Origin of the sequence: Vibrio sp. 10N.222.54.E6 (genome assembly GCF_041473955.1) — a bacterium.
Lineage (GTDB): Bacteria > Pseudomonadota > Gammaproteobacteria > Enterobacterales > Vibrionaceae > Vibrio > Vibrio tasmaniensis_A.
Window position 1 is genome coordinate 68049 of record NZ_JBFRTD010000017.1, and the last position, 20688, is coordinate 88736.

Here is a 20688-nt window from a genome sequence, read left to right on the forward strand (position 1 = left end):
TGCTAGATGCTAGATGCTAGTTTGGCTTGTAAATCTTGTTGGACAATCTTAATTGCTTCTAACGCAACCTTTGGGTCGATTTCGTTGCTTTCGAGCAGATAGATCAGGTCGACAGCTAACTTAACTTCTTCTGGGGCGTTATCCAGTGGTGATGATGGGTTATCAGTGTTCATTTCGCTTGGGGTTCTCTAAGTTAATCAGTCTCTCAATATTTTTCATTGAGTCTTCGCAGCGTTCTAATCGTTCTTTTGCTAATTGCCAAGCCTCGTCCGCTTTTTTCTTACTGTGGCGAGGCGCAGAATCAAACGCTAACTTGCGTACTCGTACTAAATCAACCAGTCGCTTTTGCCAATCTTGGTGCTGAGCGAGTTCGTTGTATAGGTCGTTAAGGTTTTTTCCTGACTTACTTTTTCGATCTAACCTTAAATCATGGTTGGCTAGTTCTCTTTGGATTGCAGCTATCTGATTAGTGAGTTTTTCTGTCAGGTAGTTGGCCCGAGAAGCAGTAAGTTGGTTTGTCGCTTGTTCTCGAACAATAGTGTTGTACGTTGCCTGAGTTTCGAGTGCGTAGGGCAGTAAAATAGAAGAGCTGCACTTAAACAAGGTTCTATCGAACAAGGCTTGATGATAAGCCCCTCGAGATTTATCAACCTGCGAGCAATGGCCAATTAAGGTATCAATGACGCTTTTTAATTTAGAGAAGTGATTCATTTTACTTACCTTGGGCGACTGGGCTATAAGGTTACAAACCAAGCTTCGTAAGCCAGCTTAATCGCAAGTACGCTTACAACAGTAACAAAAACAGGTCGTATAAATGTAGCACCGAAACGAATAGCAGAATGTGCCCCAACAAATGCTCCAGCCATCAAACAAAGACCCATAGTTAAACCAAGAACCCAATCAATATGACCAAGAATTGCGAAGGTAACCAAAGACGTAAAGTTACTGGTAAAGTTCATGGCTTTAGATAGACCTGAAGCAAGTAAGATATTGAGACGATAAAGCGCCATCGAGCTCACAGTCCAAAAAGCGCCGGTTCCTGGGCCAGCAACACCATCATAAAAGCCGAGAATGAATCCTTGGTACTTTTGCTTTCTCTTGAGTACCGGGCACGGTTTAGGAGACACATTATGGCTCACATCTGGAGTCTTATGAAAAATGGTATAGACCGCTGCTGCAAGAATGACTAGCGGTAATACCTTCTCTAACCACTCTGTGCTTATGGCATCAACAGTCAGGGTGCCGATTGTTGCACCTATTAAAGTAGATATGAAAGCATTGACCCAACATTCAGGTTTGAACAGCTTCTTGCGATAGTAAGTAAAAGCGGCTGTTGATGAGGCGAATGTTGCGGCCAGCTTATTAGTGCCGAGTGCAATGTGTGGCGGTAAACCAAGCGATAGCAAAGCTGGTACAGTTAACATCCCTCCGCCACCGGCGACAGCATCAATAAAGCCTGCAGCAAATGCAACCAAGGCAAGTATGACCAACATGGTTGGCTCAATCATTTCCATAAATAGCTAGTGTTCTCGTTATCGGCCGTTCGGGCAGCCACATGAAGAATCGAGGGATTAGTCATGCTGGGTTGTGAATGCAAGGGCCTAGCGATGGCAGGCCCATAACTACCACGAGGGTAGGAAAATTAGTATTTTATTGTTCTTTTAAAAGGCGGTAGCGAATCGAGTAGGGACTTTCCGTATCGCTTCGTGACTATGCGTCTATCAAGGATCGTGACTTTACCAGAATCTCGTTCTTTACGCAGCAATCTACCCACAGATTGAATAAGCTTTTTACTCGCTTCTGGAACAGTAATCTGCATAAAAGGATTACCGCCACGAGATTCAATATATTCTGAATGTGCCCGCTCTACAGGAGAGGTAGGAACACCGAAAGGGATCTTGGTAATAACAAGGTTTTCAAGCAGCTCGCCAGGCAGATCAAGACCTTCAGAAAAGCTACCCGTTCCAAAAAGAACGCTGGTTTTACCTTGGTCTATGAGCTTTTTATGTTTTTTTAGGATTTCAGTTCGTGAGGTATCCCCTTGAACCTGTAACGCCCACGACTTTTTAACGAAATCTGTTGCCAAAGCCTCGGCCACTTGGTTCATTTGCCAATAAGAAGAGAATAGAATGAGATTGGCTTTGTTGTCTTCTATTACCTTAGGCAAAATTTCAATAAGATATTCGGTAAACTGAGGTGCTTGTGGTTCGTACTTCATTGCAGGTACCACTAATTCAGCTTGGTTCTGATAATCAAACGGCGATGCCAAAGCAAGAAATTGTACGCCATCTTCTGCTTTTTGGCTGATACCTGATTGATGACAAAAAAAGCTGAAAGAGTTGAGTGCTCTCATGGTCGCAGATACTAACACTGCACCAACACAACGACTCCAAATCTGTTGGTCCAGTTGCCAACCGACTTCTAATGGTGAGACATTAACAACAAAGTCTCCCTCGCTTTCTTTGCTTAATTCAAGCCAACGAGCCAAAGGCGCCCCTTTTTCTCTCTTAGGTTCAGCCATTAATCGCCATACTTGAGCAAGGTTTTCTGTTCTTTGTATATAGAAGCCAATTTCTGCAAGCGCAGGCTCTGCAAGCTTTGCTGAAAGCTCTCCGTCTTTAACTCGTTCTGCAATCAAGTCTGCAATTTTTGCTACGGCTTGGCTCGCCTTTTGCGTTAATTGTTTGAGATCTTTCGATTCGCTTTCTAACCATTCAGGTAAGTCACCATGCTCGAAGCGATACAAGCCATCTTCGAAGTGGCTAGCGTCAAACTGTTTGCTCATTTGAGTCAGAGTCGGGATCAGTTGTTGTACTGAGTCTTGCAACTCATTTCTAAATCTATGAACACGTTTCTCGTCTGCTAGCCCCGAAAGCTTAGTGATCGATTGATTCAAACGCTCTAACCAAGAGGCAGCACCTTTTAAGCTTGCGGCAGCAGAGGAGTGATCTCTCGCTACGTGTGGCAAGTGGTGAGCTTCATCAAATATATAGATGCTATTTTCTGGTTCTGGCAGTATCACACCGCCGCCTAGGTCCGCATCAGCCATCACTAAACTGTGATTGGCGATAATCACGTCTGCTTTATCTAGCTCTGAACGTGCTTTTTGGAAAGGGCAGTCTCTGTGCGTAGGCATACTGTTGTTACAGCTGTGCTTATCACTGACAATCATCTGCCAAATCATGTTGTCGATAGGTTTTGGCCACGAATCACGGTCGCCATCCCATTTACCTTGGGTGAGGCTGCGGTACATGGTTTGCAGTTGCTCGATGTCTTTCTTTTTTGGTTTGGAATCGAACATGGCCATTTGACCACCATCAACCCCACACGCAGCGGCCAACTTCTCTGTACAACAATAACGCTGTCTTCCTTTCGCTAAGATGAAAGAAAACTCTCTATCAGTAAGTCGTCTATATAGAGGGAGATCTTTATTGACGAGTTGTTCTTGTAGCGCAACGGTCGCTGTTGAAATGACGATTTTACGATTGTTGAGCACGGCGACAGGAATTGTTGCCATTAAATAAGCCAGTGACTTCCCGATCCCGGTACCTGCTTCAGCAACAATCATGCGATTACTTTTGTGGTATTGACCACAAAGTGTCTTCGCTATTTCTGCAACAAGGTAATTTTGAGCACGTCGAGGTACAAAGTTATCCAACTGATCTTGGAGGTTTTGATAACTGGTGCGTATAGAATTTTGAATTTTAGTAGTTAGCATACTGTGACCTACGTAACGGAGCGAGGATAGTAGCACATATCACTAGTCGGTACATTTACCGCAAAATAGCTTGCTTTTGAATCAAAGGTAGATCTCGTTCACAAAAAAAAACTGAACCTTCAGGAACTTAACGATTTTATTTATGTTACGAAATATATATATTAAAAAATCGCACGATGCAGGTGTTAAGTTCTGTGAATCACGATTTAAACCTAAATGAGTGGAGTATTATACTTAATTGTTCTTTATTTGGGCTATTATATTTCCCTTTAAATTTAAGGGTAAGTTGCTCGTAAAATGATGAAAAAAAATGTAAACCTATGATTTTTATGTATTTTTGTTTTTTTTAGGTTTGTTTTTAGTTTATTTGACACGCAGGATAATCTTTTGCAATCTAGACCACGAAATTTAGTGGCGGTGATTAACTACCAAAGAGTAGTAATGACCAGTCATAAAAAATAAAAGGGAACCGGGCAAGGATCTCCCATTCTTAGAAAAGGCAGTGGATTTATTATGAAAAAGACTCTATTAGCTCTAGCAGTTATGACAGCAGCTGGTTCTGCAAACGCAGCAATCGAAATTTACAACCAAGACGGCGTTTCTGTTGACCTTAAAGGCGACATCGAAGTTGTATACAGCAACGAGTACAAAAAAGGTTCTTCAATGGAACAAAAAATCGAAGATGCTGACTTCGGTTTTGATATCAAGTACATGGTAAACGAAGAGTGGAAAGTAGGCGCTTACTGGGAATTCAACGGTTCTGAGAACGCAAATGCTGAAAAAACTCGTAACGGTGATACATACGTAGCAGCATACAACGATACTCTAGGTTCAATTAAGTTTGGTCGCCTATGTACTGCTGTTGATGATCTAGGCATTGGTAAAGATGAAGCTTACGGCATCTCTACACTTCTAGATAATGCAACTAACGAGTGTGCTGACGAAGCTGTTCGTTACGACTACGACAATGGTGCTCTTTACGCAACTCTAGGTTACGTACAAGACAAAGTAAGTGGCGCAAACAACAAAGAAGAGAAAGGTAAAGATACTGAGTACTTCGACGCTCGTATGGGTTACCGTTTTGCTGATTTTGATATTTCTGCTTTCGTTGCTGATTTCGACACAAACGTGGCAAAAGGCGATCACCAAGGTTACGGTGCTGAGCTAGTATTCTCTGGTATCGAGAACGTTTACCTATCTACAGCATACTACGGTGTAAACTCTGATACAGCGAACGATGACAACGCAACAATCGCATTTGCTGCGGGTTACACTATGGGTCTTTGGGGCTTCAACACTGGTTACTCAATCGGTGACCACGATGTAGCTCTTAAAGACGAAGATCGTTGGTTCGTTAACTCTACTTACGCAATCGCACCTAACACTAAAGTGTACGCGGAAGTTGGTGGTATCGATTCAGATGATAAAGCTACATACAAAGCTGATAACGGTCTAGCAATTGGTGTTGAAGCATCATTCTAATGATCTCGTAATCGAGTTTTAGAAAAAAAGCCACCTTAGGGTGGCTTTTTTGTTAGTATAAAGAGTAGTTTATTCGATTTGAAAGAGAGACATGATGAAGAAAGCATTACTAGTTTTAGGTTTATTTACAACTGTTATTGGCAGTGTAAGTGCGGCAACCCTAACGCCTCAGAAAGGCGTATCTATCCTATACATTAATGGTCAAGCAGCTCCGAATAAAATCAGTGAAAATCAGATTAATGAAGGTTTTAACCAGGTTTTAGTTCGCTTTGATAAAAAATTTGGTAACAGCGGTGTTTACTCTTCGGCACCTTATGTATTGAATTTTGATGTTACTGGTGAAGAGGTTGAAATTAAGGCTCCAAAAGTACGTAGCTATATGGAAGCGGAGAAGACCTTTGAAGCTGTGAATCCATCATGGGTAGTTTTTCAGGATGATGTGACTGTTAAATATCAGCAAGATGTTATTGAACGCAAACCCGGTTTTGCGCCATTTGGCGGGCTAGAGTCTCGACTGGCTGAGTACAATGCAAGTAAGGCAGTCTATTTTAAAGATGGCGTGTTACTTGATAAGCCAGCTGAAGCGGTAGTATTAACTTCTGTGGTAGATAATACGACAGCACAGACAAGCGGCAAAGCTCAGAAACCAGTGAAACTGGCTGAGACTCAGAATATTGAGCAATTGCAGGCTTGGTACATCAAAGCTTCTAAGCAAGAACGTAAAGAATTCCGTAAATGGATGATTGACCAAGAGTAATCAATCTTCATCTACAAAAAAAGCGAGACTAATAAGAGTCTCGCTTTTGCTATATTAGTACTTTTTCTGTATCAGTAACAGCTAAATATCTTTCCATTCACCTGGCTGAAGCTGACCCACATCCATATTGCCCATTGAGTAGCGGATTAGACGCAGGGTAGGGAAGCCTATGTTTGCCGTCATTCGTCTTACCTGACGGTTACGTCCTTCGATGATGGTAATCGCTAACCATGTTGTTGGTATCGCCGCTCTGAAGCGCACAGGAGGAGTTCTTTCCCAAACCTGAGGTTCTTGCATCACTTCTACTTCTGCAGGCAATGTCATACCATCTTTTAGCTCAACACCTTTTCTCAATTTATCTAAATCTTTCTCAGAAGGCGCACCTTCAACCTGTACCCAGTAAGTCTTGGTCGATTTTGAGTTCGGCTGAGTCAACTTAGCTTGAAAGATGCCATCATTAGTCAAGACCAATAAACCTTCACTATCTCGATCTAAGCGACCAGCAGCATAAACATCTTTTACGGGAATAAAATCCGCTAGCGTTTTTCTACCTTCGCCATCAGTGAACTGGCTGAGAGTATCAAAAGGTTTGTTGAATAGAATCACTTTGCGATCTTCGGGCGCTACCTTAGGCTTTGCGTTGGTAGGTTTGCCTTTATATCGGTGTTTGCTGGAGTGCGGTTTTTTGTGTGAACTGCCAGTGTCATTTTTGCCACTGTGTTGATTCTGTCTATTACCGCTTTGTTTTAATGTGGTACCAGAACGAGCCGGTTTGTCTGAACGAGATGCGCTGCGTGAGCGAGTAGACATGTTAACTACCTTGCAAAAATGTAAACGAAGTGTGCCGAAAAGTTTTCATAGAAACGGAATTGAGCTATCATTTGCGCGCCTAAAAGACACAAAATAGAACAAGTTGATGGACTCTTAAGCCTGATTTGTTTAATTATACCTTCGTGTTTTATTATAACTGGCTCTTTTATTAAAACAATGCACTCACGGATTTGGCTCATGCTGTCATCAAGATTGCATGAAAAATAAGATAGAGTACGACTATCGAGTAAGCAGTTTTCACTCTCAGAGTGGCTTACTGGTCAATTTATAACACTCTCACTGCTTTAAGTGAGCTTGTAAGAACTATAGGGAAATTTCATGCCTACTGAAAAACCAACGATCATCTATACCATTACTGATGAAGCTCCGGCGCTAGCAACTTACTCTCTGCTGCCTATCATTCAATCTTTTACGGCTTCTTCTGGTATTAACGTTGATACTCGCGACATTTCACTTGCAGGGCGCATTATTGCCAACTTCCCTGACTACCTGAACGAAGAGCAACGTATTGGTGATGCATTAGCAGAATTAGGTGAGTTAGCTAAGACACCTGAAGCGAACATCATCAAGCTTCCAAATATCTCTGCATCTGTTCCTCAACTTCAAGCAACAATCAAAGAGCTTCAGTCAAAAGGTTACGCACTTCCTAATTACCCAGAAGAAGCAAACACTGACGAAGAGAAAGCCGTTAAAGCGACTTACGATAAAATCAAAGGCAGTGCTGTAAACCCTGTGTTACGTGAAGGTAACTCGGATCGCCGCGCTCCACTTTCTGTTAAAAACTACGCGAAGAAGAACCCACACTCAATGGGTGCTTGGTCTGCGGATTCTAAGTCGCACGTTTCAAGTATGGACGACAAAGACTTCTTCGGCAGCGAAAAGTCAGTAACAATTGAAGGTGCTACAGAAGTTAGCATTGAATTCGTTGGTAAAGATGGTGCGAAGAAAACTCTGAAGCCCGCTTTTGCATTGCAAGATAAAGAGATCATTGATGCGTCAGTGATGAACAAGGCCGCTTTGGTTGCGTTCTTCGAGAAAGAGATCGCATCAGCTAAAGAGCAAGGTGTACTGCTTTCTCTTCACATGAAAGCGACGATGATGAAAGTATCTGACCCTGTGATCTTTGGTCATGCAGTTAAGGTTTACTACAAAGACGTATTCGCTAAGCACGGTCAACTGTTTGAAGAGCTTGGTGTTGATGTAAACAACGGCATCGGCGATGTATACGCAAAAATTGCTGCGCTTCCTCAAGAGCAGAAAGAAGCGATTGAAGCTGACCTACAAGCGGTATACGAGACTCAACCACCACTAGCGATGGTTGATTCGGATCGCGGCATTACTAACCTACACGTTCCAAGCGACATCATTGTTGATGCATCTATGCCTGCAATGCTGCGTTCTTCAGGTCAAATGTGGGATCCAGAAGGTAAGCAAAAAGACACGAAAGCTATGATTCCTGATCGCAGCTACGCAAGCATCTACCAAGCAGTTATTGATTTCTGCAAAGAGAATGGTGCTTTCGATCCAACAACAATGGGTAGTGTACCAAACGTTGGCTTGATGGCTCAAAAAGCCGAAGAGTACGGTTCTCACGATAAGACTTTTATCCTTGAAGCTGCTGGTCAGGTTCAAGTTGTTGACGCTTCAGGCGTTGTGCTTCTAGAGCAAGACGTAGAGGAAGGTGATATCTTCCGTATGTGTCAGGTTAAAGATGCACCGATTCAAGACTGGGTTAAGCTAGCGGTAACTCGTGCTCGTGCTTCGGGTGTTCCTGCAGTATTCTGGCTAGACGCGTCTCGCGCGCATGATGCTCAGCTTATTAAGAAAGTTGACGCTTACCTTCCTGAATATGATACCGATGGTCTTGAAATTAAGATCCTTGCTCCTTTAGAAGCAACTCAGTACTCACTGGTTCGTATCAAAGAAGGCCTAGATACTATTTCGGTTACAGGTAACGTATTACGTGATTACCTAACGGATTTGTTCCCGATTCTAGAGCTTGGTACGTCAGCTAAAATGCTATCGATTGTTCCACTTATGAACGGTGGCGGCCTGTTTGAAACAGGTGCTGGCGGTTCTGCGCCTAAGCATGTTCAACAAGTAGAGAAAGAAAACCACCTGCGTTGGGACTCTCTTGGTGAGTTCTTGGCACTAGCGGCATCTCTAGAGCACCTAAGCGTAGTAACGGGGAATGCTAAGGCACAAGTTCTCGCTGACGCGCTTGATAAAGCGACGGGTGAATTCCTAGATAACAACAAGTCTCCTTCACGTCGAGTGGGTGAGCTTGATAACCGTGGTAGCCACTACTACCTTGCAGCATACTGGGCGAAAGCGCTGGCTGAGCAAACGGTTGACGCTGACCTTGCTGCTGAGTTCGCAGGTGTTGCAACTCAATTGGCTGAAAGTGAAGAAGCTATTGTTGCTGAGCTGAATAACGCTCAAGGTCCAGCTGGCGACTTAGGCGGTTATTACCTACTTGATGATGCATTGGTTTCATCACTAATGCGCCCAAGCTCAACGCTAAACGCATTTATTGACGCATAGTGATTGGACTCATCGTTAGTAAGTCATGAACATGATTTACTAACGAGTTGCTTGGTCTGGCAGTTAAGTCACAGATAAAGTCAAAACGAAAGACGCTTTAATGATAACGTTAAAGCGTCTTTTTTTATTCATAATGCTTCCTAGACCTAGACCTAGACCTAGACCTAGACCTAGACCTAGACCTAGACCTAGACCTAGACCTAGACCTGCTAAAGGGATCTCTCGGACGATTTGTACTGGTGAATAGCTTTTAGCTCTCAGATCGAAAAACCGCCCATTTAAGCCTGTATTACAGGTATGAAATGAGCGGTTTCAATGTTCTGCTTACCTGACAGTCGTTTATTAAGACTGATAGAGGTCTACATGTTTGGCAATCGCCTATTTTACGGCGCTGCCTTCTACAGGAACAACGGAGCTAGCATGGGAGCCTTTAGGTCCACTTTCTACTTCATAATCGACCTGTTGACCTGCCTTTAAGGTTCGATAACCTTCCATTTGTATTGTGGAGTAGTGCGCGAAAATATCGCCATCTTCACCTTCTGGACAAATAAAACCAAACCCTTTGGCATTGTTAAACCATTTTACTGTACCTGTAGCCATGCTATACATCCCTCATGCATTTTGTTACTAACGTTGTTATATCAAATCAATGTAAGTTCGATTGATATTATTCCTATCAACTAAACAATTTCAGCTGATAGCTTGAATCTCATACATTGCTTACGGAAATTAACGCTACCCTGCGTAATTATTCCTTATTATAAATTTTTAACGCTTATTACTAGGTTTAGAATCGTGTTACGAAGTTGTATCAGAAAAACCTTTTAGCTCCAATGTAGCTAATGATTGAGTACAGTCAATAGCAAATTGGTATAAAAATGATCAATTTTAATAACAAATCACATTCGAGATTGGCTGCATACTATTAACTAAATAGTAACTTAACGACGATCTTATCGTCACCATCAATAGTTGTGGTGTCTTTTTAATCAATCACATATGTTAATCCTGTTAATCGAGATCTTTTATTTGCAGCGATGGAAATGGTGGATTAGGCTCAGTATAGAGGAATATTTTTTGGTACTGTTTCTTGGTGCAGTTTCTTAGTACACCGTAATGCGTGAATGTGGTAAATTTGAGTTAACTAAACATTCACTACTTCCGAAAAATAACCCTTAGCAAAGCTAATATGAGCAGAAACTTTGAATGGGCATCTCCAGGCTCAGATTTACTGGAGAAAGAGAGAACGAAAGTAAAGCCACCGGCAATGTATAACGTTGTATTACATAACGATGACTACACGCCCATGGACTTTGTAATCGAGATCCTAGAGCGATTTTTCTCACTAGATATCGAAAAAGCAACGGAAGTGATGCTCAAGGTTCATTATGAAGGTAAAGCTATTTGTGGCACATACAGTGCTGAAATAGCGGAAACAAAGGTAGCGCAGGTAACGATATACTCAAAGGAAAATGAGCATCCGCTACTATGTACAATGGAGCAAGTGTAAATTGCTCGAACAACACTGTTGTTCCCTTAGGAGGTACTTATGCTAAATAAAGAATTAGAGACGAGTTTAAATGGCGCATTTTCTCGTGCGCGAGACAAGCGACATGAATTCATGACTGTCGAACACCTCCTACTAGCATTATTAGAAAATGATGCGGCCAAGGAAGCGCTCCAAGCTTGTCAGGCTGATCTCGATGCTCTTCGCAATGAGCTCGATATTTTTATCGACCAAACGACCCCACTCATCCCTGAAAGCGACGAGACTCGTGAAACCCAGCCCACGCTGAGCTTTCAACGAGTACTTCAGCGCGCTGTTTTTCATGTTCAATCTTCAGGTCGCAGCGAAGTAACAGGTGCAAATGTACTTGTGGCTATTTTTAGTGAGCAAGAATCTCACGCGGCATATCTTCTTAAGAAAAACGACATCAGCCGCTTAGACATAGTGAATTTTATTTCACACGGTATTACCAAAGGCAGCAATGAAGGCGATAGCGGTTCATCTCCTGATTCATTTGGTGGTGCAGAGAATGCCGAAGAAGCTAACTCAGAAGATCGTCTAGAAAATTTTGCGACCAACCTTAACGAAGTAGCGAAGCAAGGTAACATTGACCCACTCATCGGTCGTGACAAAGAGCTAGAACGTACCGTTCAAGTTCTGTGTCGTCGTCGTAAGAACAACCCTCTATTAGTGGGAGAGGCGGGTGTGGGTAAAACTGCTATCGCTGAAGGTCTTGCATGGCGCATCGTTGAAGGCCAAGTCCCTGAAATCATTCAGAGCAGCGTGATTTACTCTTTGGATATTGGTTCATTGCTTGCGGGAACGAAATATCGTGGTGACTTTGAGAAGCGCTTTAAAGCGATTCTGAAGCAACTCGAGAAAGAAGAAGACGCTATCCTGTTCATCGATGAGATCCATACCATTATTGGTGCGGGTGCAGCATCGGGTGGTCAGGTGGATGCGGCAAACCTAATTAAACCGCTATTAAGCAGCGGTAAATTACGTTGTATTGGCTCAACCACTTACCAAGAGTACAGCAGTATTTTTGAGAAGGAGCGTGCTTTATCTCGTCGCTTCCAGAAAATCGATATTGTTGAACCATCGCTAGATGATACAACCAAAATTCTGATTGGCTTGAAGCCAAAATACGAAGCTCACCACGAAGTACGTTACACCAACAAAGCGTTACGTGCCGCTGTGGAGTTGTCTGCTAAGTATATTAATGAACGTCACCTTCCAGATAAGGCGATTGACGTTATTGATGAAGCGGGTGCTCGTAGTCGTTTGGCGCCTGCAAGTCGTCGTAAGAAAACGGTAAGCGTGGCTGATATTGAGTCAATGGTTGCGAAAATGGCGCGTATTCCTGAGAAGTCAGTATCGTCTTCAGACAAAGATACGCTGCAGAAACTGGATGACCGCATGAAAATGTTGGTATTCGGACAAGACCCAGCGATCGATGTATTGAGCGAAGCGATCAAGCTAACTCGTGCAGGGTTGGGAGCAGACAATAAACCTGTTGGTTCATTCTTGTTTGCTGGCCCTACTGGTGTCGGTAAAACAGAGGTGACTGTTCAACTGTCTAAATTGATGGGTATTGAGCTTCTGCGCTTTGATATGTCTGAGTACGGCGAGCGTCACTCGGTAAGCCGCTTGATCGGTGCGCCTCCTGGTTATGTTGGTTATGATCAAGGTGGTCTGCTAACCGATGCTGTTATCAAGAACCCACACTCTGTTGTGCTACTTGATGAGATCGAGAAGGCACACCCAGATATCTTTAACTTGTTATTACAGGTGATGGACAACGGTACGCTAACCGACAACAACGGTCGCAAAGCAGATTTCCGCAATGTGATCCTAGTGATGACGACCAACGCTGGTGTTGCAGAAACCGAGAAGAAATCGATCGGTTTGATCCAACAAGATCATGCGCCAGACGCAATGAGTGAAATCAAGAAGGTATTTACTCCTGAGTTCCGTAACCGTCTTGATAATATCATCTGGTTCAACAGCCTTGATCCAAGTGTGATCAGTCAAGTTGTTGATAAGTTCATTGTTGAGCTTCAGGTCCAACTGGACGCTCGTGGTGTATCTTTAGAGGTTTCTGAGGATGCTCGTCATTGGTTAGCTGAAAGAGGCTATGACAAGACCATGGGCGCTCGTCCGATGGGACGTGTGATTCAAGAGAAGCTTAAAAAGCCTCTTGCTAATGAGTTGCTGTTCGGAAGTTTGGTTGACGGCGGTACGGTTAAAGTATCTCTGAAAAAAGACGAACTGGATTTCATCTATGTTGGTGCGAAAGAAGAGGTTATGCATTAGGCATACTTCTTAAACACTAACGGCTTATAAAGAGCACTGAGTACAGTTAATCACGATATTAAACGCATGACTTTGGTTGTGCGTTTTTTTATGCTTGCTAGATGCTAGATGCTAGATGCTAGATGCTAGGTTGGTGTTGTTGGAGTGGTAAAAAGTTCAGGCGATAAAAAACGGAGCCTTGAGGGCTCCGCTTCTTATCGTATTCGGTAATTAAAAATTAACGAGCACGGAAGACGATGCGGCCTTTAGAAAGGTCGTATGGAGTCATCTCAACAGTTACTTTATCACCAGTAAGAATACGGATGTAGTTCTTACGCATTTTACCAGAGATGTGTGCTGTCACTACGTGACCGTTTTCAAGCTCAACACGGAACATTGTGTTTGGTAGAGTATCAAGGACAGTGCCTTGCATCTCGATTACGTCTTCTTTAGCCATCTAATCCTCTTTCGAAATTTGGCGGTTTTCAACGGCTTGATTGTGCCGTTAAAATCAAAATATGTAAAGTTGTCGCGTATTCTACCCTCGCCACCGCTGATTTACTAGCCTTTGATGACGTTGAAATCGTACTTTATAGTTCATCGCAGGGCATTCATCGATTTGATAACCCAAATATAACCATTGTTTTTGTTCTTTCTGGGCATGTTGGATCTGGAATAGAACGCCAAGAGTTCCCATGGAAATGTCGATATCAGGGTCGAAGAAGGTATAAAACGCGCTCGTACAGTGAGACATGATGTCTGTAACGGCAATGCCGACTAACTGCCCCTCATCATAGATGTGCATGAACTTTGTAGCAAGCCATTCATTTTTAGAGAAATGCAGAAACTCTTCTTTCTTCGGTGGATACATGGTTCCCGAACGGTGGCGAGCGGTTATATAGCGGCTATACAAGTCAAACCAGTTGTCATCCATTTCATCTTTCAGCTCCCAACGCAGCGCTTTGGCCTTGTTGAGTATTCGTCGTTGGCTCTTGGAAAACTTGACCTCGGGAATCGACAGTCGAATCGCTTGGCACGATGAGCAATTATCGCAATGTGGTTTATAAATGGTTGTTCCACTGCGGCGAAATCCATTCGCAAGCAGAACTTCATAGTTATCTGCGGTGTGCATGTGTTCATCAAGCGTGACTGCCACTCTTTCTTCGAGGTGGGGTAAGTAACTGCAAGCGTGATTGTCTGTTAATCCAATTCTGATTTGTTGTAAATCTGGATTCATTAAGGCATTTCCTTTAGCCATTGTTTTTTAAAACATGCATCGTTAACGGACGTTTCTTTGAGTAATCGAAGAGAACTCAGGAATTCATCCCTATCAACCTCGATAGCGCCCAAGGATTCCAAGTGTGGGTTCATGACTTGGCAATCAATGAGTTGTCCGCCGAATTGTGTAAAGTGCTCGCAAAAGTACCATAGCGCAATTTTAGAGGCATTAGTCTTCAGGCTGAACATCGATTCACCGCAAAAGACTTGGCCTCTTTGTAAGCCGTAAAGTCCGCCGATCAGTTCATCATCTTGCCAAACCTCAACCGAGTGGCAGAAACCTAATGAAGCGAGTTTGCGGTAGGCTGACTGCATGTCGCTGTTTAGCCAGGTTTCTTCTTTGGGCCTTAGTGAAGAGCAATAACCAATTACTTTGTCCGTCGCTTGGTTGATGCTGACTCGGTAATTGTGCTTTCTTTGAAACTTTTTAAGACTTTTTGACGGTTCGAATGTCTTAGGATTAAATACCGCTCGCGGTGCAGGGCTCCACCAAAGTATAGGCTCACCTGGGCCATACCATGGAAATATACCTTGGCTATAAGCGTTCAGAATTCGTATGGGTGACAAATCACCACCGAACGCGAGTAGACCGTTGGGTTCATCAAGCGCGTCGAAGGGCGAAGGAAACTCTATACTAGTAGTATCAAGTTCGGTTAGGTATATAGTCATAAGTACCGCATTACAGATTAATCACTGACCAAGAGGTCTTTAGGAGTTTTACCATGAAGAAGTTGCTTTGGATTTTACTTGTTTTGCCCATGTTGGCAAATGCAGCTTACAACAGAAACCAAGCCAGACCAGTGAATGAGGTCGTTTACGGTGAGGTTGATACGGTCAGGTACATTACCCAACAGGAGATCGTAGAGTCGAAAGCGAATGGTTGGGAAACCTTGTTGGGTGCGGCAATTGGTGGTTTGGTTGGTAATCAGTTTGGTGGCGGCACAGGTAAAGAAGTCGCAACGGCGGTTGGTGCTGTAGCGGGGGCGGGGATCGCTCGTAATCGCGGCAATACGCAATATCGGGTGGAATATAAACTCGTTGAATTATTGGTTAAAACCAAGGATGACAATCTGGTTAACATCATTCAAGACGTTGACAATTCGATGTTGTTCAATAGAGGTGATGATGTGCGGATTCTCTATTTTTCAGATGGCGTTCGAGTTGATCTAGTGTACTAGTATACAAATGTGTTTGGTTGGCTAATTAATCGCCTTTATTGAGGGGATTAGCTCTGGAGTTCGTCGGAAAAGTTCGTTAGTCTGCAAGTACGAAGAATTATTCATCACCCGAAAATAAATACGCGCCAGTGACTTCGGGTGGTACAAGGACTATAAGAACTAATGGAAAGCCTTACGTTACAACCAATTCAGAAAGTGAGCGGGGAAGTTAACCTACCTGGCTCAAAAAGTGTTTCTAATCGTGCGCTTCTTTTGGCTGCACTTTCAACGGGAACAACTCGCCTAACAAACTTACTAGACAGTGATGACATTCGTCATATGTTGAATGCATTAACACAGTTAGGTGTTGATTATCAGTTGTCTGCAGACAAAACAGTTTGTGAAGTGACAGGTGTTGGTGGTGCATTCTCAAGTGACAAAGCCCTAGAGCTTTTCTTAGGTAACGCGGGTACAGCAATGCGTCCATTGGCTGCTGCACTTTGTTTAGGTCGCGGTGAATACGTTCTTACTGGTGAGCCACGTATGAAAGAGCGTCCAATTGGTCACTTAGTGACTGCTCTGCAAGAGGCCGGCGCCAACGTCGAATACTTAGAGAACGAAAATTACCCACCGCTGAAGATCACGGGTACTGGGCTAAAGAGTGGTACAGTTTCTATCGATGGTTCTATCTCTAGTCAATTCTTGACGGCATTTTTGATGGCTGCACCTTTAGCTGAAGGCGAAGTGACCATCAAAATCGAAGGTGAATTGGTTTCTAAGCCTTACATCGATATTACGCTGCATATCATGAAGCAATTTGGTGTGGATGTTATCAACAGTGACTACCAAGAATTTGTGATTCCAACTGGGCAATCTTACATAGCACCCGGTGATTTCTTGGTTGAAGGTGATGCATCATCTGCGTCATATTTCCTTGCAGCCGCTGCTATCAAAGGTGGCGAGATTAAAGTGACAGGTATTGGCAAAAACAGTATCCAAGGTGATATCCAATTCGCTGATGCACTTGAGAAAATGGGTGCTGAAATCGAGTGGGGTGATGACTACGTTATCTCTCGTTGTGGTGAGCTAAAAGGCATTGATATGGACTATAACCATATTCCAGATGCGGCGATGACAATTGCGACAACGGCTCTGTTTGCTAAAGGAACAACCGCAATCCGCAATGTTTACAACTGGCGTGTGAAAGAGACGGATCGCTTAGCGGCAATGGCAACAGAACTACGTAAAGTAGGCGCTGAGGTGGAAGAGGGTGAAGACTACATCATTGTTAACCCTGTGGCTGAACTGACGCACGCGGCGATTGATACTTACGATGATCACCGCATGGCGATGTGTTTCTCATTGGTTGCTTTGAGTGACACCCCGGTGACGATCAATGATCCAGGTTGTACATCCAAGACATTCCCTGACTACTTCGATAAGCTGAAAATGCTGAGTCTATAAAAATACTAAGTCTATAAAAATGATAAGTATATAAAGGTCCAGGAACAAAAAAGCTTGCCTAGATGGCAAGCTTTTTAATTATTGCTGAATTGTAAATTCTTTCGAAAGGTGATGCGCCAAGTACTTAAACATGTTAAATACCGCGGTTGTATTTTCTGTCGGCATTCCGTTGTTGTCTAAGAAGTATTCACCTTTGAAAATGAGTACATCGTCTTTTTCTACTACGCTGTTTGCGCGCATGCCTTCAATGTAGTCATCATGTGATTGGATAATTTGGTTTGCGATAAGCAGTAAATCAAATTCTGCTATTACTTTCTTTGTCATGAGTTTATCTCTGATAACTGAATATAACGTTGAGTTTATGGTGTCGAACTAGAAATTCAATGATTTCACAACCGATTAAGAGAGTCTTTTCAAACATCCACAATTTATTTTGTGATTTATGACAAAAATAATTGAATGGGGCTCGCGTTAGATTCGCCGACAAGCTTAGTATGAGCGCGTTTAGACGTAATGCCTGATGAATAGGCTCTTGCAAGTATTCTTAGTGAGTACTTTATAGCTTCTTTGTATTGTGACTCTTTTCTCTATGAGTCGTCGAATTGTCGAGCGATCAGATCCAATTTTGAAAAAAGCGGTTGATCTTCTAGTAATCTCGCACAATAGTAAAAAAAGAAGCAATGAATTTAGAATATCATGCGTAAAAGCCCACAAGTAAAATTGTTGGTGTTGAAGCATCGTGATTAAGGACGTTAGAGTCAATATGGGTAAATCGCTCGTTATAGTGGAGTCGCCAGCCAAGGCTAAAACTATCAATAAATATCTTGGCAAAGACTTTGTCGTTAAGTCGAGTGTAGGTCACGTTCGTGATTTACCAACGGCGGGTCAAAGTACAGGTCAAAAGGCTGCTGCAGTTTCAACCAAGGGTATGAGCCCAGAAGATAAAGCTCGTATCAAGAAAGAAAAAGATCGCAAAGCGCTTATTAAAAAGATGGGTATCAACCCTTATCAAGAGTGGGAAGCGAATTACCAAATCTTACCGGGCAAAGAAAAAGTCGTTGCTGAATTGCAAAAACTGGCTGAGAACGCAGACCATGTTTATCTCGCAACCGATTTGGACCGCGAAGGAGAAGCTATCGCATGGCACCTTCGTGAGATCATCGGTGGTGATGAAACGCGATACAAACGAGTGGTTTTTAACGAAATCACTAAAAATGCTATTCAGCAAGCTTTCGAAACTCCAGGCGAGCTAAATATCGACGGCGTAAACGCACAACAAGCACGACGTTTTATGGACCGTGTTGTTGGCTTTATGGTGTCACCACTGCTTTGGAAAAAAATAGCACGAGGCCTATCCGCTGGCCGTGTTCAATCTGTAGCTGTAAAACTACTGGTTGAACGTGAGCGCGAGATCAACGCTTTTATCCCTGAAGAGTTCTGGGATGTGCATGCTGATACCAAAACGGCAGAGAAAACAGATTTCAGACTGCAAGTCGCTCAAAAAGACGGTGTTGCGTTTAAACCTGATAATGAAGCGCAAACACAAGCTGCAGTAAGCGTTTTAGAAAAAGCGCAATACGAAGTATGTAAACGTGAAGACCGCCCAACTAAGAGTAAGCCGTCTGCACCTTACATCACGTCGACTCTGCAACAAGCGGCGAGCACACGTCTTGGTTACGGCGTAAAGAAAACCATGATGTTGGCTCAACGTTTGTATGAAGCGGGTTACATCACTTATATGCGTACTGACTCGACCAACTTGAGTTCAGAAGCTGTAGAAGCCGCACGTGAATACATTGGTTCTGAGTTTGGTGCACAATATCTTCCACCGAAAGCGCTTGTATACGGCAGCAAAGAGGGCGCACAAGAGGCTCACGAAGCGATTCGTCCTTCGAGTGTCGATGTTAAGTCTGAAGACCTAAACGGCGTAGACGCGGACGCACACAAGCTTTACTCGCTGATTTGGAATCAATTTGTTGCATGTCAAATGACACCTGCGCAATACGATTCAACGACGGTAAGCGTTAAAGCTGATGAGTACACGTTAAAAGCGAAAGGCCGTATTCTTAAGTTTGATGGTTGGACTCGCGTTCAACGTCCAATGGGTAAAAATGAAGATACGATTCTTCCTGCTGTACAGGTTGGTGAAAAGCTAGACCTAATCGCATTAGACCCTAAACAGCATTTCACTAAGCCGCCAGCCCGTTTTACTGAAGCGGCGCTAGTTAAAGAGCTTGAGAAGCGTGGTATTGGTCGTCCTTCAACGTACGCATCAATCATCTCTACGATTCAAGACCGTGGTTATGTAAAAGTTGAACAGCGTCGTTTCTATGCTGAGAAGATGGGTGAAATTGTTACTGACCGTCTAGATGGCAGTTTCAATGACCTAATGAACTATGACTTTACGGCTCGTATGGAGCAGAAGTTAGACCAAATTGCAGAAGGCGAAGCAAGCTGGAAAGGCGTGCTAGATAACTTCTTCGAAGACTTTACAGGCGATTTGGAAAAAGCCGATTTAGATGAAGACGCTGGTGGCATGAAGCCAAATCATATCGTTGAAACCGATATTGAGTGTCCAACTTGTAGCCGTAAAATGGGTATTCGTACAGCTTCGACTGGCGTATTCCTAGGTTGTTCTGGTTATGCACTTCCACCAAAAGAGCGCTGTAAGACAACCATTAACCTTGGTGATGAAGACGGTATTATCAACGTTCTTGAAGAAGACGTTGAAACCGCAGCACTTCGAGCAAAAAAGCGTTGTCCGATTTGTGAAACGGCAATGGATGCTTATCTGATCGATGATAAGCGTAAGATGCATGTGTGTGGTAACAACCCTAACTGTGAAGGTTATGTGGTTGAACACGGCGAATTCAAAGTGAAAGGCTATGATGGTCCGCTTGTTGAGTGTGACAAATGTAGTTCTGACATGGTTTTGAAGAATGGTCGTTTCGGTAAATACATGGACTGTACGAGTGAAGATTGTAAGAACACTCGTAAGATTCTGAAGAATGGCGAAGTAGCGCCACCTAAAGAAGACCCAGTGCATTTCCCTGAACTCCCATGTGAAAATTCAGATGCATACTTCGTACTTCGTGATGGGGCTTCTGGTTTGTTTATGGCCGCGAGTAATTTCCCTAAATCACGTGAAACACGTGCACCATTAGTGGAAGAGCTGGTTCGTTTTAAAGACCGTATCTCACCTAAATTCCAGTATCTGGCATCAGCACCGGTTGCTGATCCTGATGGCAAGCCGACAGTAGTTCGTTTTAGTCGTAAGACAAAAGAAAACTACGTTCGTACCGAAGTGGACGGTAAACCTTCAGGTTGGACCGCTTTGTACATCGACGGTAAGTGGGAAGTTACGGATAAACGTAAAAAGCCTAAAGAGAAGTAACTGAATGTGTGACCCGATCTGATATGGGTTGACATTTTATTGATGAAAAAAGCAGCCATTAGGCTGCTTTTTTTTTGATCTGAATATGACTAATTATGCTGTCTCTCGATCGTCGGCCTTACCTGTGTCTATTTGTTAAATTCAGGTCATGAAATAAATGAAATGGATAATAATCTTTAATTATGCAACCTTAACGTGATTGTAACTTAATTAAAATATTGTAAGTCACAGATCAGGTTTTAGTTGTATACCTGATGTATT

18 protein-coding genes are annotated in these 20688 nt (G+C 43.1%); 8 read left to right on the forward strand and 10 right to left on the reverse strand.

Annotated elements, in window-relative coordinates:
- Positions 1-2: 2 nt before the first annotated feature.
- The 4 genes from rsmS to dinG all read right to left on the reverse strand — a co-directional run bounded on the left by rsmS (position 3) and on the right by dinG (position 3718).
- Positions 3-173: a pleiotropic regulatory protein RsmS gene (gene rsmS / locus AB4513_RS10875; protein WP_009846328.1), complete on the reverse strand. Its 171-nt coding sequence runs from the start codon at positions 171-173 to the stop codon at positions 3-5.
- A complete protein-coding gene (locus AB4513_RS10880) occupies positions 163-711 on the reverse strand; it encodes a primosomal replication protein (RefSeq protein ID WP_009846329.1) in 549 nt (182 codons plus the stop codon). Before AB4513_RS10880 ends, rsmS begins: the two co-directional genes overlap by 11 nt.
- A gap of 23 nt (positions 712-734) precedes the next feature.
- A complete protein-coding gene (locus AB4513_RS10885) occupies positions 735-1514 on the reverse strand; it encodes a TSUP family transporter (RefSeq protein ID WP_009846330.1) in 780 nt (259 codons plus the stop codon).
- Positions 1515-1642: 128 nt separating this feature from the next.
- Positions 1643-3718, reverse strand: a complete 2076-nt coding sequence (gene dinG, locus AB4513_RS10890) for an ATP-dependent DNA helicase DinG (protein WP_009846331.1) — start codon at positions 3716-3718, stop codon at positions 1643-1645.
- A gap of 513 nt (positions 3719-4231) precedes the next feature.
- Between dinG and AB4513_RS10895 the strand changes: the two genes are divergently transcribed.
- On the forward strand, positions 4232-5200 hold the full coding sequence (locus tag AB4513_RS10895) for a porin (RefSeq protein WP_009846332.1): 969 nt from the start codon (positions 4232-4234) through the stop codon (positions 5198-5200).
- A 94-nt stretch (positions 5201-5294) separates the two neighbouring features.
- Complete coding sequence (locus tag AB4513_RS10900) at positions 5295-5957, forward strand: DUF2057 domain-containing protein (RefSeq protein WP_009846333.1); 663 nt, start codon at positions 5295-5297, stop codon at positions 5955-5957.
- Positions 5958-6038: 81 nt separating this feature from the next.
- Here AB4513_RS10900 and AB4513_RS10905 read toward each other — a convergent pair whose 3' ends face one another.
- Entirely contained in the window at positions 6039-6767 is a 729-nt protein-coding gene (locus tag AB4513_RS10905; RefSeq protein WP_009846334.1) for a pseudouridine synthase, read from the reverse strand.
- A gap of 339 nt (positions 6768-7106) precedes the next feature.
- Here AB4513_RS10905 and AB4513_RS10910 point away from each other — a divergent pair, with 339 nt between their 5' ends.
- Entirely contained in the window at positions 7107-9332 is a 2226-nt protein-coding gene (locus tag AB4513_RS10910) for an NADP-dependent isocitrate dehydrogenase (RefSeq protein ID WP_009846335.1), read from the forward strand.
- 378 nt (positions 9333-9710) lie between these two features.
- Here AB4513_RS10910 and cspD read toward each other — a convergent pair whose 3' ends face one another.
- A complete protein-coding gene (gene cspD / locus AB4513_RS10915) occupies positions 9711-9932 on the reverse strand; it encodes a cold shock domain-containing protein CspD (protein WP_009846336.1) in 222 nt (73 codons plus the stop codon).
- A 589-nt stretch (positions 9933-10521) separates the two neighbouring features.
- On the opposite strand from cspD, the gene clpS reads away from it, so the two are divergent.
- Together clpS and clpA are read left to right on the forward strand one after the other, a co-directional pair.
- Positions 10522-10842, forward strand: a complete 321-nt coding sequence (gene clpS / locus AB4513_RS10920; protein WP_102257368.1) for an ATP-dependent Clp protease adapter ClpS — start codon at positions 10522-10524, stop codon at positions 10840-10842.
- A gap of 39 nt (positions 10843-10881) precedes the next feature.
- On the forward strand, positions 10882-13155 hold the full coding sequence (gene clpA / locus AB4513_RS10925; protein WP_012603605.1) for an ATP-dependent Clp protease ATP-binding subunit ClpA: 2274 nt from the start codon (positions 10882-10884) through the stop codon (positions 13153-13155).
- A gap of 217 nt (positions 13156-13372) precedes the next feature.
- Here clpA and infA read toward each other — a convergent pair whose 3' ends face one another.
- From infA to aat, 3 genes are all read right to left on the reverse strand, one after another.
- Positions 13373-13591, reverse strand: a complete 219-nt coding sequence (infA, locus tag AB4513_RS10930; protein ID WP_001040192.1) for a translation initiation factor IF-1 — start codon at positions 13589-13591, stop codon at positions 13373-13375.
- Positions 13592-13672: 81 nt separating this feature from the next.
- Complete coding sequence (locus tag AB4513_RS10935; protein ID WP_029223914.1) at positions 13673-14371, reverse strand: arginyltransferase; 699 nt, start codon at positions 14369-14371, stop codon at positions 13673-13675.
- Positions 14371-15081, reverse strand: a complete 711-nt coding sequence (gene aat / locus AB4513_RS10940) for a leucyl/phenylalanyl-tRNA--protein transferase (protein WP_009846342.1) — start codon at positions 15079-15081, stop codon at positions 14371-14373. The genes AB4513_RS10935 and aat overlap by 1 nt, the downstream gene beginning before the upstream one ends.
- A gap of 53 nt (positions 15082-15134) precedes the next feature.
- Here aat and AB4513_RS10945 point away from each other — a divergent pair, with 53 nt between their 5' ends.
- Both AB4513_RS10945 and aroA read left to right on the forward strand, forming a co-directional pair.
- Positions 15135-15590 carry a glycine zipper 2TM domain-containing protein gene (locus AB4513_RS10945; protein WP_009846343.1) on the forward strand — a complete coding sequence of 152 codons (456 nt, stop codon included), beginning with the start codon at positions 15135-15137 and terminating at the stop codon, positions 15588-15590.
- A 162-nt stretch (positions 15591-15752) separates the two neighbouring features.
- On the forward strand, positions 15753-17033 hold the full coding sequence (gene aroA, locus AB4513_RS10950) for a 3-phosphoshikimate 1-carboxyvinyltransferase (protein WP_009846344.1): 1281 nt from the start codon (positions 15753-15755) through the stop codon (positions 17031-17033).
- 78 nt (positions 17034-17111) lie between these two features.
- Here the strand turns inward: aroA and AB4513_RS10955 are convergent, their stop codons facing one another.
- Entirely contained in the window at positions 17112-17357 is a 246-nt protein-coding gene (locus AB4513_RS10955; protein ID WP_009846345.1) for a YciN family protein, read from the reverse strand.
- Between the two features lie 439 nt (positions 17358-17796).
- Between AB4513_RS10955 and topA the strand changes: the two genes are divergently transcribed.
- Positions 17797-20427: a type I DNA topoisomerase gene (gene topA / locus AB4513_RS10960; protein WP_102257367.1), complete on the forward strand. Its 2631-nt coding sequence runs from the start codon at positions 17797-17799 to the stop codon at positions 20425-20427.
- The last annotated feature ends 261 nt before the right edge of the window (positions 20428-20688 follow it).